The sequence below is a fragment of the Serratia sp. AKBS12 genome, from assembly GCF_024793895.1.
GTDB lineage: Bacteria > Pseudomonadota > Gammaproteobacteria > Enterobacterales > Enterobacteriaceae > Serratia_F.
Genome location: NZ_JANUSB010000010.1, coordinates 1 through 13,388 on the forward strand (window position 1 = coordinate 1; position 13,388 = coordinate 13,388).

Genomic DNA, 13,388 nt, shown 5'->3' on the forward strand with positions numbered 1-13,388 from the left:
CGGAAACCCCGGAAACCCCGGAAACCCCGGAAACCCCGGAAACCCCGGAAACCCCGGATAATGGGGTCCACGCCAGTTGGCAGGCTGCTAAAGTATACGTTGGCGGAGACGTAGTTAGTTGGCAAGGTAAAGAATATAAAGCTCGCTGGTGGACGCAAGGCGATCGGCCTGGTAGCAGTGATGTATGGGAAAACCTGAATAAGGCGGACCAACAGGAGTGGAATGTTGATACTGTTTACCATGGTGGTGATACTGCGATCTGGCAAGGTAAAAACTGGAAAGCGAAATGGTGGACGAAAGGTGAACAACCCGGGACCAGTTCAGTTTGGGAAATGGTTAAATAATAGAATATTGATTTCCTGATTGCCGGGGAAATATTTAACCTTACTATCGGTAATGTTTTCGGTATTAAAAACGCTCGATGAGTTTCATCGGGCGTTTTTTTATTGTCACAATAAGAATGGCCATTGTGTTCTTCCGGTAATAATGTGTGTATAGTTACCTATTAAAAATAATCAGCGGCACACTATTTACCTTGGAAGTATAAATACGCATACATTGTTTCCTGTTAAAATAGGGAATGGCTAATTATACGCAATTGCTCCTGTACCAGAGTATTCAGAGATGCATATAGTCATTCACAATTATATTCGCTAAGTCATTTCTCGATAATTTTCCACGCTTTATTTAGCGATATGGATAAACAAACGCCTGCCACTTTGGTCGGTAATCCTTCAAAAAACACACCCGTGCAACAGTGCCGTGCAGCGGTAACAGCCATGGATTCTCGCAATTGGCCACAGGCCGTACGGGCAGATTCATGTCGAGTTCGATGATCAGTCGGAGATTTTTAAACCAACCGCAGGGGATACCTGAAGAGAGTAGTTACAGGCTCGCGTATCTATTCATGAAAACTACTGACTCGTGCTCTGTTTTAGTGCTATCGGTAATGCGGATTACGCGACGGTAGGTGATAATTTCCTCTGCGGCGGGAGCGGTTTCAGCAAGCAGTAGAATTGTTGGGTACGTTGGTAATCCGCGAGATAGGCAGATGCCGTAGTGTCTGAAACAGTTCACTGAATCCATGCGTGGGCGATGCTAAGTAACCTACAGAATGTGCGCTGACAACCGGATTGACATGAATTAGGTCTGAGTGATAGCCGTAAGCCGCTCGTCTTTGAAGTCGAAATACGGTAGGTGTCTTCTATCGTTCAGCCATCTTGAAGGCGGTAATTATCTGGTGTTTGATAAAAGGGGCTTCACGCTTAGCGATCCCCTCGAGACAACATCAAAATGCCGGGAGATCCCCTAAAGGTGCATGGTTTATTTGAGCGAGGATATTATCAACAGGCCGCTATTTATAAGGTGCGGCTAAATTGAATAAATGGAGAAAAAAGATAACAGGCTGAGAGACAGCCTGTTATCTGGTTTTAATAAATTAACCGGTATGTTTGCGCCAAGCTAAAGGCAAACCGGTATAATACCGTTTGTTATTTAAGTTTCCAGATTGAGCTTTTTCCTGGAACTGTATTTTGAGGAGCCCATTGAGTGGCTACGTATACTTTTCCTTCATAGATTACGGCGTTGCCTGACTCATAAACCATAGTAGACTGCCAATTAACTGGCTTGGCATTGTCATATAGTTTCCAGTCTTGACCTTTCCCCGGTTCGGCCTGTGTCCAGTTGCGAGCCTGGTAATTAATACCTTTCCAAGTTACCGTATTACCTGCAACATAGGTATTACCTGAAATCCAGGGTTTATGTGCTGACGTACCTTCATCACCAGGGTTATTATTGTTTGCCGTCACTTTTAGTATGCGTGAGTTATTGGCGCTACGTTCACCGTTGTTAAGTCTTGCTGAAACGGTAATTTGATAGTCGCCTGCTGCCAGGCCAGATTTCACCACCCCATCTTGAGAAATACCATTCGAAATTTCAGCGCCATCTTTCGCCAGCTTCCAATCATAACTAACGATTCCCTGATTATAATCAAAGTTGGCTTTAGCGTTGTATTTTGCACTTTGCTCGGCAGAAATACTGCTTGGCCCGGTCAAGCTAACGCTTGGTGCCAATATGTTGACTTTTAGGGTTGCCTTGCCGTGTTCACCTTTTTGGTTAGTACCTGTCAATTCAAAGGTTGCGTTAGCTCCACCGCCCACGCCGGCAGGAATTACGATATTTGTCACTGGCTTATCGACAACAGAAGCATAGATGCGTTCGTCGCCGGCTACCCGTGTCCATTGCCACTTAACAACGTTTTTATCGCTGCTGCCGGTAATCTTATAACTATAATTAGCACTAATTGTCGAAATAGGATCGATCATATAGCGATCGAGAGTGACAACCGGTACGGTGATGTTTTTGACAATTTCAATGGCGTAACCATGTCGTTTATCATTAACAAACACATTGTTTTGTCGTGGTTGCTGTTGGTTAAAACTGATAGTTTCATCTGGCTGTAGCTGTCCAATCTGTACCAGGTTACCGTGCGTACGATTGATTTTATCGGCTAACTCTACTACCCAAGCGCTATTTTCAGCATTCTGGGCGTTGATTGTAACTGATTCATCAACGATATTATCGCCACGAGTACCGCCCATTAAACGAAAACGCACTTGCTCTCCGATTGCAGGGATATGTGCAGCCGTAATGAATGAACCCTTGTCAAACCAGCCGATTTGCGCACCATCCTCTTCTTCATGCCCTTCATCCCCCCCCGGGTTTTCGATTCCAGTACGAGGCTTGATATTGACATCACTACAGCCATAGAAACCTTCTCCAGCAGGATCGATACGTTGCCAACGGGTAAAGATAATGGCTTTACCTGTTCGATCGGCAGGGATTGTGACATTAATGGTATGCCGCACGCTTAAATCACCTGCCGTAATGTCAAACCGTTTCAGCAGTTCCACATCATCCCAACCCAGGGCTTTCTTGGTCGGATCGACGCTTTTTTTATTGATGTAAAACTCAATAAACGAGGGAGAGTGAGTGGCCGTATAGTAATAGGTCATTTTTACGTTGCCATTACTGTCAGGTGTCAGCGTGGTTGAAGTCCAGTCAGTACGGGGTTGATTGAAACCAGCATATTCTGGGTGCTTCCCCGTACAAAGCATACCATCAGGCACGCCCCGTTTGGCCTCAGCCAAGCCATGAGGTGCAGGGGCAAAACCGGTATAGCCGTTCCAGCCATCAAAAGCAGCCTGTTTGGCTGGGCTGTTTTCCAATGCAGCTTTACACGCCGCGCTCTTCATTGCCCCGGGATTCCAATGATTTCCCTGGGACTTGCATTCATAATGGCGAGCTTTGGGTGACTCTAAAGCCCCATGACCAAATGCGGGGCCGATGATCGACGTTGCCCCGATACTGGCTATAACGACAGAAAGTACTTTATTTTTAGAAAAAAACATATTTATTTATTCCGCGTGGCTATTTTTACATGTAAAAATGAGGCATTAAAATAATCTTAATGCTCTCATTTTTGTACTGGAAACTTCTTTTTTTTACTGGGTTTTTTCTTGTTTTTTAGATTATTTCAAAATTGGGACGGTAAGTTTTTCTATCTTTCCATTTTCGCTGGAGGCTAGAGAAATCACTACGTGGGTTTGTAGCGGTAGATGATGCTTGCAGACGCCATGTATGACGAAATGTTCACCTGGTTGAATATCTGTTTTCCCCAGGGTAACCGGCATGTTATCTGGAATAAGATTGATCTCTGGTTGTAAATGTACAACCTTGTTACTGGTGTTTGTTACGACAAGGTCGCCACTCTTTTGTGACCAGACAAGTTTCTTCCAAATATCCTTTTCATTTTGTTGAGATGGCACAGGAGTTTTTGCCATTTGCATTGAATTTTTCTCTGAAGAGGGCGTTATGGCAACTTTATCATGCGCTACTGGTGAAGCATGTAGTACCGAAGACGTCATCATAAGAAAAAGAGTCGATAAAAAAATTCTTGCTTTAACTTTCATTAAAATAATACTCAAGGCTATTAAGTTTGTATTGAATAAGCTTTTGCCTCTTTCTGATTATTGGTTGGTAACCAGAGGCGTTGCCATTATGCGACTTAAAACGCAATGCCATAGATTGGCATTGCGGCGTTGTTGAAATTTGTGACTGATCCGCACAAAAGGGCTTAATGGCTTAGTAAATCCTACATGAAAATATTATTTTTCCTGCGCCCATAAACTTAATGCGACGTCTGGTGCCCAGTGGGCTGCACTGGTATGTGGGTTAATACAACGATATACCTTTCCATTATAATGAACCCGGTCACCTTTGTGATAATTCTTGCCGGTTGTAAACTCCGTAATAGCATGTTCACCGTCATTGTCTGGTGTTTGATCCCCACCATTATCAGGCAGCTGTTCGCCGTCGTTACCTGGATTATGATCGCTATCCCCACCCGGTGCGTTTTCACCGTCTGGCAACCACAGGCTGTGCGCGACATCGGGTGCCCAGTGTGCTGCGGCAGTATGTGCATTGATGCAGCGATAAACCTTGCCATTGTAGATAACTTTATCGCCTTTTACATACGACTTTCCTGGTATGAAAGTGTTCGTGCCCTGGCCATGATCGCCATCATTGCCGGGCTCCGACAGCGTTTTCACCATTAATGTCTGGCTTTTAGCCGAGTTATTGCCGGCGGCGTCTACGGCGACAATTTGATAGGCGTATTGGTTACCTGCTTTCAGATTATTATCACTCCAATTTGTGACTTTACTGGTTGCGACAGCGATACCGTTACGCCAGATCTGATAATGTATGACTCCAACATTATCGGTCGCCGCTTGCCAGTTCAGCGTTACACTGGTTTGGCTAATGTGGGAAGCCTGGATACCCTGCGGAGTACTCGGTAGCTGGATGTCCTGTTCTGGCTGGTTATTGTCAGCTGCGCTGGTTACCAGGGTTGTCGCACTCGCCTCTGAATGATTTCCGGCTTTGTCTACGGCAATGACATAATAACCATACGTGGTTGCCGGCTTGATATTTTTATCTTTCCATTCAGGCACAATGGCGTGTGCCACCTTGCTGCCGTCACGCCAAATCTCGTAGTGATCCACCCCTTGGTTGTCTTGCGAGGCGGTCCAGGTCAAAGAAATGGTCTCATCGATGGCTAAACCGATGGGTTTGCCTGGACGTGAAGGCGCCTCAGTATCGGGAGCCGCAGGGATATCGTCGTGCACCAGACCGGTATAGCGATTAACAAACTCGTAGCCATACGCATTACCGTTAGCATCACGCCCCGCGTCCCAGTTGACTGACCAGGTCATTAATCCCTTGATCGGTGTGCCTTGTGCAGCCAATTTTTCCAGCGCGCTGCGTAGATCGGCTTCTTTCTTAACGTAGCCGCTGCCAGCGGCATCTGGGTTACTTGGCAAACCAATCACCAATTTTTCCGCCGGAATCTGAATGTAACCCCGAGTACCGTGGATAAACGAGTCCGTTAGATAGAATAAAAATTCAGCCTTACGTGCTTCATTATTCTGTGCCAAATAACCGACGCCTGGTACATCAACGCCGTCCCCAGCCTGGTTATAATATTGCGGTGAAATAAAATCGTAATAGCCTTCGAGACTCTTGACCAGTGTTTCATAGCCTGCATTTTTACGCAGGTGTGGGAACTCGGGAGCCATACTAATGATAAATTTAGGATATTGCTGCTTAACCATTTTCAATGCCGCAGGGATCTCGGTTGCGTTGGCACCAGCGGTTATTGCTGAACCTTCCAGATCAATATCCAAACCGTCAAAGCCATACATATCTATCAATTTGATAATTTCGTTGGCAAATTGTTTCGCATCGCCTGTTTTCAATGCTATATGTGCATCAGCGCCGCCAAGTGAAAGCAGAACCGCTCGGCCTTGCGCATTTAATTTTCCGACTTCCGCACGGAACTCGGCGTCTGACATGTTATAAGGTTTGAATGTGGGAATGCCATCCCCCGTCATGAAGGCAACTGTGACTACGTTATATCCTTCCGGTACTTGAGAAAGGGGGAACTCTGCGGAAGTACCCCGCTGGTAACCATCGGATTTACTGGCCCAGTTATGCCAAAAACCGACCATGATTTTTTTAGTGCTGATATCTGGCATGGCAGATGCGGCATCCTGAACGGAGGCGTGAGATAATGCCGATACTCCTGCCAACATTAAGCAGGTTGTCAATGTCGTTAATTTTAGTAGCTTTTTCATTTAAACGTTTTCTGTTTTGTTAGTGATTGAATACGGTTGTTCGTACCAGTTTTTAAGTTCTGCTGGCATTTCTATCAATATTAATCATTGCTAAATTTCATGTAATTAAGAATGTATGCGTAAATGTATAGGGAAATCCCATATCATCAAGATAATTCCTAATAACCTGACTTTGAAATTTTTATTACGAATACAGGTAAATTTTTTTAGGTCAAATGGCGATATCAAACATGCGCGTTTGTGACAGTAGGCAATAAAGTTGACAATCGGTTTTTACTCCGAGCTTTTCCATGGCCTTGAGTTTATGTGCACTGACGGTTTTATTACTCAAGTTCATTTTAGCGGAGATTGCCGTCAGGGACAGACCGCGGCACATCATGCGCAATACATCATTTTCTCGCGGTGACAGCTCCTGACCAACGAGGGAATCACCGCGAAAGAGTGAATCCATCAGGCCACGTTCGATGTAGGCTTCTCCGTTAAGCACGGAAATGATGGTACGCCACAGAGAGCGTTCGCAGGTTTCGCGGCTGATGTAACCGTCGGCACCGGCCTGCAATACCATGCGTATGATGTTGCTGTTACGGTATGGTGACAGCACCACGATACGCGTTGCCGGGAATTTCTGCGCCAGCCATTTCACCAGAGCCACACCATCCAGTTCAGAGATCGGGTTGTGAGTTTTCTGGGTTTTTAGCGAGAAACCGAGAAACAGGATGTCCACCCGCTGCTGGGCAAGCAGATTGCAGAGTTCTGCCGGGGTGTCGGTATCACCGACAACGTTGAAATCGATATTGTCCATGCTGTATTCAGTGGTGGACATGTTATGGATCATCGACAGCACGCCACGACGGATAATGGTGTGCTCATCAGCAATAGCAATATTAATAGACATACATCTATCCTCAGAAAGTGTGTTGGCAATAACGAATGATTTGATGACGCGTAAGTTACGGTATAAAGAGGGTGCTTACTATCATACTAGTCAGAAAATACTGATGGCGCATGGTGTTTACGGAGGGCAGGGGGGCGCTGGCTATTAAGCGAGCTTCTGGGGGATGAGAGCAACGTAATCATTGAAGAGAGAAGTGAACCGGCAGTTTACATCTTTTTTAACTCTGGTCCGTTGTTGGGTTCTACTCTCTCTTCAATTTTTGTGAAGATAATTATTTGGTTATCAGGTCATTTTTTTTAAAATTTCCTTTTTTCCCTGTCGTAAATAGTTAAATACGGCGCCGATATGCGCGATCATGAAAATCCCAAGGGTTATACAACCAATTCGGTGGATTTTGAAAAAGAAATCATTTACTTCTGGCGTTGTAACCGGTTGAGGTATATACAGAATCCAGAATAAATAGAACCCCTTGGTCAGCATCAGAAACCCGCTGATCAGTACCAGGAAAATTACTAAATAAAACACTTCATGTATGAGGGCAATCATCTGCTTTTTTCTTGGGGAAATGTAATCTGGCATTGCAACCGAAGGGCGGAAAAAACGCCAGATGAAACGTACCAGCATAACCGGGAGTGCCAGCGTTCCTAAAGACATGTTCAATTCTGAAAAGAAGTCGAACCATGCGGTACCTTCTAATGCATGAAGCAAGTACCCCATGCACGTTGCATATATGATAATGATGGCAACCAGCCAGTGCATCACCTTTGAAAACCTGTCATAGGTCGTTCTTGTTGGTTCTAGTTGAGACATTTATCTATTTTTCAATTGTGGTTCGGTTTTTTGAGAGAGGGGGATTTTTCAGTTTTTTCTGAAGTTATGAAATGAGAATGCTTCCTTAAAATTTAAGATTATTCTTTCATTTTTGTTTTTTATTTACCCAGTTCTTTAGCGCCTGGAGGAAATTCTTATTTTAAATTTAGGCTGCGTTGCCATACTGTCCGCTCAAAATTATTTCACAAAATATCAATATGGGCAGTTATTATGAAAAAGACAAAGTTAGGCTTGAGTCTCTTGGCATTATTGGCAGCATCGAACGCCTGGTCGCATGGTTATGTAAGTGAACCTGCATCTCGCGGATATAGTTGTACTGCCGCAATGGGTAATTTAAATACACAATGTGGTGCGGTGCAGTATGAGCCGCAAAGCGTGGAAGGACATGATGGTTTTCCCGCCTATCAGGTTCAAGGCAGCGGTGGGGGCATCGTTCATGCACCTAAAGATGGTGAGATTGCCGGTGCCGGCTTGGCTTCGATGAGTCCATTGAATGCGCAGAGCGAAAGTCGCTGGTACAAACAGTCAATGAAAGCCGGTAAGCAAACCTTTACCTGGACCTTTACTGCTCCTCACCGCACTAAAGACTGGCGTTATTACATAACCAAGCCAGATTGGAACCCGAATAAGCCGTTAACACGCGCTTCCTTTGATACCAAACCTTTTTGTGTGATTGACGGGAAAAACCAGATCCCTCCATTAGGAAAAAGCCAGCCTCATGAATGCAACGTACCTGAGCGTGATGGCTATCAGGTTATTTTGGCAACCTGGGATGTGGGTGATACCGATGCCACTTTTTATAATGTTATCGACGTCGATTTCGGTGGACACAATCATCCTGGCGACGATGCGGGTAATGATAATGATACCCCACCAAATAACCCTGATGGCGACAACGATGATGCAGTAACGCCACCGCATCCTGACGACGACAATGGCGTTGAGCTGCCTGTTCCAGGTGAATATCCTGGCTGGAAACAGGGCCATCAGTATAAAGGGGGCGAAATTGTGCGTGGGCGTGATGGGAAACTGTACCAGTGCAAGAGTACCAATGGTGCCAATGGCTGGTGTGGTCTGAATCATGCTTATGAGCCAGGTAGCGGCTGGGCATGGTCTGAGGCGTGGACGTTACGCTAACCAAACGCCTCTTTTCCCATGCTTCCCCCAATATCCTTCGTGGTATTGGGGGACAGCGTATTATGCAAATTTATTCCGGGTGGGTGTCATATTAAAATAGCAATCTGGACCAAATGGCAGTTTATTAATTAATATTTTTTAAATGGCGATATCAAACATGCGCGTTTGTGACAGCAGGCAATAAAGTTGACAATCGGTTTTTACTCCGAGCTTTTCCATGGCCTTGAGTTTATGTGCACTGACGGTTTTATTACTCAAGTTCATTTTAGCGGAGATTGCCGTCAGGGACAGACCGCGGCACATCATGCGCAATACGTCATTTTCTCGCGGTGACAGCTCCTGACCAACGAGGGAATCACCGCGAAAGAGTGAATCCATCAGGCCACGTTCGATGTAGGCTTCTCCGTTAAGCACGGAAATGATGGTACGCCACAGAGAGCGTTCGCAGGTTTCGCGGCTGATGTAACCGTCGGCACCGGCCTGCAATACCATGCGTATGATGTTGCTGTTACGGTACGGTGACAGCACCACGATACGCGTTGCCGGGAATTTCTGCGCCAGCCATTTCACCAGAGCCACACCATCCAGTTCAGAGATCGGGTTGTGAGTTTTCTGGGTTTTTAGCGAGAAACCGAGAAACAGGATGTCCACCCGCTGCTGGGCAAGCAGATTGCAGAGTTCTGCCGGGGTGTCGGTATCACCGACAACGTTGAAATCGATATTGTCCATGTTGTATTCAGTGGTGGACATGTTATGGATCATCGACAGTACGCCGCGACGGATAATGGTGTGCTCATCAGCAATAACGATATTAACAGTCATACATCCATCCTCATAATGAGTATTAGTGGTAAGCGAGTGAGTTGATGGCGAGAAAAATACGCCTAAAAACGGGAATTTCCTATCATACTAGTCAGAAAAATCCTGCTGCTATTTTACGGTAAAGTTCATATATTGTTTTACTGTATGTCTATGACGAATTTCGTTAGAGGAAATCGGTGTGCGTTGATTCCTCTTTTTTTCTCTATTGTGATCATATGGATACTATTTAATTATCCTGTTTTAATGAATTTTTTCATGTGATTTAAACGTGAGTTTTAAATGATTTTTATGGAATTTTTCTTGGGTAAAATACGAATATTCTTGTGCGCAGACCATGGGTTCTTGGGATTAATTTAGGTAAATTAAAATTTATTAGGGCGTGGGGAATGATTTCAGTGAATTCCGCATAGATGCTCACTCAAAATAAAAAGTATTAAAGGTAGGAAATGCACCCTGTATCAATAAATAGATTGCCAATAAGGAAAAGTCTGTTGGCTTGCCTTATTACGACTTGTGGGGCGTCGGTGTTTCCATTACATGCGGAAGATACGATAACGGTAAAAGCGGTATCGTTACAGGACGCGGGGAAGCTTGTCACCGCGACCAAAGCGCCGTCATTAACCGCCAGCGATGGTGCGGGATTATTGACCACGTTGCCCGGTTTTAACCAAATTCGTAATGGTGGCAGTAATGGCGATCCGGTAATGCGCGGCATGTTCGGGTCGCGTCTCAATATCTTGGCCGATGGTGGCAACCTACAGGGAGGATGTGGATCGCGGATGGATGCACCGACATCTTATATTTCGCCAAACAGTTTTGATCTCCTTGAGGTAGTAAAAGGACCACAAACGGTGCTATGGGGGCCGATGGCCTCAGCAGGAACGTTACTGTTTGAGCGTTTGCCGGAACATTTTACCCAGCCCGCGATAAAGGGCGATATTTCGCTGTTGCACGGGAGCTACGGTCGTTCCGATCAGGCGATTTCCCTGGTAGCAGGTAGCCAGGCGGGGTGGTTGCGGGCTGATGCAAATCGATCGCAGGCAAAAGATTATAAAGCAGGCGATGGTAGCGTAGTACCCAGCTTATGGCGCAAATGGAACGCCGGAGTAACGTTGGGATGGACGCCAACCGATAACGATCTCGTTGAGCTTTCTGTCAATGGTGGCGATGGAGAAGCCCGCTATGCGGGGCGTGGTATGGATGGCGCAAAATTTTTGCGCAAGAGCGTTGCCCTGAAAATTGAAAAAAACGATGTCTCAGAACATATCCGTAAATTGAGCTGGCGCAGTTATTACAACAGTACTGACCATGTGATGGATAATTTTTCATTACGGCAGCCGCCAATGATGAAAATGTCATCTCAGGTAGGCAGTGTGGTGTACGGCTCTCGCTTCAGTATGGAATGGGAGCAGGATAATACGTTGCTGACCAGCGGCTTTGATGCCCAACTGAATCAGCATCGTAAAAAACAGCCACAGGGTTGGCAAGCGGATGCAGAAACGCGCCAATTAGGGCTGTTTACGGAATGGCAACAATCGCTTGATGACGATAATAAAATCGTTGTTGGTGGCCGAGTCGACAATATATACGCCAACGATCTGCGTCCAACGAGAGAAGGTCGCCGTCAGAGCTGGCTGCCGGGAACATTTGCACGTTACGAACATAGATTCCCCGATACGCATGTGATGGCCTGGAGTGGTGTCGGCTATACCGAACGATTTCCTGACTATTGGGAGCTATTTTCCGGCAAGGCCGGCAGCCAGAGCTTCCAGCGGTTAAAAAATGAGAAAACCCTGCAGTGGGATACCGGAGTGGAATATCGCTCGGAGAGTATTGATTACTGGCTGTCTGCCTGGGTGAATAAAGTCAATGATTACATTTTGTTTGACTATTCCACTCCGGTAAGCCAGGCAACAAACGTTGAGGCTTGGACATTGGGTGGTGAGGCCGGTGTTGGGTGGCGTTTTGCGCCGAACTGGAAATTTGCCGGCAGCGTGGCTTATACCAGAGGGGAAAACCTGAGCCAGCATCGTCCACTGCCGCAGTTGCCTCCATTGGATGGCAAAGTCGAGTTGACCTATGCTACGGACAAATGGAACACCACATTAAGCTGGCGAGCTGTTGCGGCACAAACGCGCGTTGCGCAGGATCAGGGTAACGTAACGGGGCGCGATCACGGCTATTCGCCGGGTTTCAGCGTCGTGTCATTGAGTGCGAATTATCACTTTACCAATAATCTTGAACTGGGTGTCGGTATCGACAACATACTTAATAAGCAATATTCGGAGCATCTGAACGGTGCTGGAAATAAACAGTTTGGTTTTTCCAGTAATCAACGGATCCCTGAACCGGGCAGAAGTGGGTGGATTAATATAGGGTACAAATTTTAATAATTTTTAGTGAGTGCCTTTGGGGGAAATATATTGTCCCTATATGCGTAGGGACATTCCCTACGCAATTTTATCTTAGTCATGCTTGATTATTTCTGAGTCAGCAAGGAAGACAATAAGAACACGAACTGATTTTATCTTTTAATTAATTGATGTTTATGGTTTTTTTTGTTTTTAGTTGGTTATCAGTTTTTAATCATGAGTATTTCATAAGGCCTTTGCAGAACTTTTGCTATCTTGCTGGAAAATTATTCTGCTTGCTTGTGATTCTACCTATTAGCGTTTTGTTTTTTAACGGTGAAAAAATGTCAGTATCAGTATTAGCAAATAAAATATCTATAAATTACTCACGGGGTGTCCTGTCGGCTATGGGGATTGCTCTAGCTGTTGCCATGACCCCGGTAGTATCAAGCGCCACCGAGCAGAATATGGCGTTGTCAACGGATACCTTCGTATTAAAATTAGGCGCCTCTCGTGTTATCTACGATGCCGCTTCTAATGGAGCCACGCTATCCGTTATCAACCAACAGAATTACCCGATGCTGGTGCGTTCTACGGTATTGGCGGAAGATAAAAAAACGCCGGCTCCTTTTGTGGTTACACCGCCGCTGTTTCGACTTGATGGTCAACAGCAAAGCCGCCTGCGAATTGTTCGCACAGGTGGGCAACTGGCGGACGATCGAGAAAGTTTACAGTGGCTGTGTGTGACCGGTATTCCACCGAAAAACGACGATCAGTGGGCGGCTGGCGAAGATGGTAAATCACAGGCGCCAGCAAAAAAGGTTGCAGTAAATGTGCAGGTCAGCGTACAGAACTGCATCAAATTGCTGGTGCGGCCCAAAGGTATCAAGGCTCCGACGTTGAACGAGGCAGATGCTTTGGTCTGGTCGCGTAGCGGTGGCAAGCTCAACGCTAAAAACCCGACGCCATATTACATTAATCTGAGTTCGCTCACCGTAGGAGGAAAAGCCGTCCCGGGCATTGAATATGTCCCACCTTTCTCTTCGCGTAGCTTCGCGCTGCCGGCGGGCGCTGCCGGGCAGGTTCAATGGCGTGCAATCGACGACCTTGGTGGCGAAAGCAAAGTTTATCAGGCTGCCTTGAAATAATAATACCAAG

10 protein-coding genes are annotated in these 13,388 nt (G+C 45.9%); 4 read left to right on the forward strand and 6 right to left on the reverse strand.

Annotation, left to right across the window (positions count from 1 at the left end; translation table 11 throughout):
- On the forward strand, positions 1-344 hold a 344-nt coding region (locus tag NYE85_RS07710; protein ID WP_259004162.1), incomplete at its 5' end, for a carbohydrate-binding protein.
- A 1,146-nt stretch (positions 345-1,490) separates the two neighbouring features.
- Here NYE85_RS07710 and NYE85_RS07715 read toward each other — a convergent pair.
- The 5 genes from NYE85_RS07715 to NYE85_RS07735 all read right to left on the reverse strand — a co-directional run bounded on the left by NYE85_RS07715 (position 1,491) and on the right by NYE85_RS07735 (position 7,899).
- On the reverse strand, positions 1,491-3,410 hold the full coding sequence (locus tag NYE85_RS07715) for a lytic polysaccharide monooxygenase (RefSeq protein WP_259004163.1): 1,920 nt from the start codon (positions 3,408-3,410) through the stop codon (positions 1,491-1,493).
- A 120-nt stretch (positions 3,411-3,530) separates the two neighbouring features.
- Complete coding sequence (locus NYE85_RS07720; protein WP_259004165.1) at positions 3,531-3,971, reverse strand: hypothetical protein; 441 nt, start codon at positions 3,969-3,971, stop codon at positions 3,531-3,533.
- A 195-nt stretch (positions 3,972-4,166) separates the two neighbouring features.
- Positions 4,167-6,194: a carbohydrate-binding protein gene (locus NYE85_RS07725; RefSeq protein ID WP_259004167.1), complete on the reverse strand. Its 2,028-nt coding sequence runs from the start codon at positions 6,192-6,194 to the stop codon at positions 4,167-4,169.
- A gap of 211 nt (positions 6,195-6,405) precedes the next feature.
- Positions 6,406-7,089, reverse strand: a complete 684-nt coding sequence (locus tag NYE85_RS07730) for a response regulator transcription factor (RefSeq protein ID WP_259004169.1) — start codon at positions 7,087-7,089, stop codon at positions 6,406-6,408.
- A gap of 282 nt (positions 7,090-7,371) precedes the next feature.
- Positions 7,372-7,899, reverse strand: coding sequence for a cytochrome b (locus NYE85_RS07735; protein WP_259004170.1), 528 nt, complete (start codon positions 7,897-7,899; stop codon positions 7,372-7,374).
- A gap of 231 nt (positions 7,900-8,130) precedes the next feature.
- Between NYE85_RS07735 and NYE85_RS07740 the strand changes: the two genes are divergently transcribed.
- The gene (locus tag NYE85_RS07740; protein WP_259004171.1) at positions 8,131-9,057 is read left to right on the forward strand and encodes a lytic polysaccharide monooxygenase; all 927 of its coding nucleotides are present in this window, start codon (positions 8,131-8,133) and stop codon (positions 9,055-9,057) included.
- A 138-nt stretch (positions 9,058-9,195) separates the two neighbouring features.
- Here NYE85_RS07740 and NYE85_RS07745 read toward each other — a convergent pair whose 3' ends face one another.
- On the reverse strand, positions 9,196-9,879 hold the full coding sequence (locus tag NYE85_RS07745) for a response regulator transcription factor (RefSeq protein ID WP_259004172.1): 684 nt from the start codon (positions 9,877-9,879) through the stop codon (positions 9,196-9,198).
- A 524-nt stretch (positions 9,880-10,403) separates the two neighbouring features.
- Here NYE85_RS07745 and NYE85_RS07750 point away from each other — a divergent pair.
- Positions 10,404-12,269, forward strand: coding sequence for a TonB-dependent copper receptor (locus NYE85_RS07750; protein ID WP_259004173.1), 1,866 nt, complete (start codon positions 10,404-10,406; stop codon positions 12,267-12,269).
- Positions 12,270-12,427: 158 nt separating this feature from the next.
- Positions 12,428-13,378 (forward strand): fimbria/pilus periplasmic chaperone, encoded by a 951-nt coding sequence (locus tag NYE85_RS07755; protein ID WP_309600859.1) that lies wholly within the window; start codon positions 12,428-12,430, stop codon positions 13,376-13,378.
- Positions 13,379-13,388: the final 10 nt, after the last annotated feature.

Excerpts from the sequence above, each read along its gene's own strand:
- NYE85_RS07715 (WP_259004163.1), bottom strand. The coding sequence starts at position 3,410 with ATGTTTTTTTCTAAAAATAAAGTACTTTCTGTCGTTATAGCCAGTATC.
- NYE85_RS07720 (WP_259004165.1), bottom strand. The coding sequence starts at position 3,971 with ATGAAAGTTAAAGCAAGAATTTTTTTATCGACTCTTTTTCTTATGATG.
- NYE85_RS07725 (WP_259004167.1), bottom strand. The coding sequence starts at position 6,194 with ATGAAAAAGCTACTAAAATTAACGACATTGACAACCTGCTTAATGTTG.
- NYE85_RS07755 (WP_309600859.1), top strand. The coding sequence starts at position 12,428 with ATGGTTTTTTTTGTTTTTAGTTGGTTATCAGTTTTTAATCATGAGTAT.
- NYE85_RS07735 (WP_259004170.1), bottom strand. The coding sequence starts at position 7,899 with ATGTCTCAACTAGAACCAACAAGAACGACCTATGACAGGTTTTCAAAG.
- NYE85_RS07740 (WP_259004171.1), top strand. The coding sequence starts at position 8,131 with ATGAAAAAGACAAAGTTAGGCTTGAGTCTCTTGGCATTATTGGCAGCA.
- NYE85_RS07730 (WP_259004169.1), bottom strand. The coding sequence starts at position 7,089 with ATGTCTATTAATATTGCTATTGCTGATGAGCACACCATTATCCGTCGT.
- NYE85_RS07745 (WP_259004172.1), bottom strand. The coding sequence starts at position 9,879 with ATGACTGTTAATATCGTTATTGCTGATGAGCACACCATTATCCGTCGC.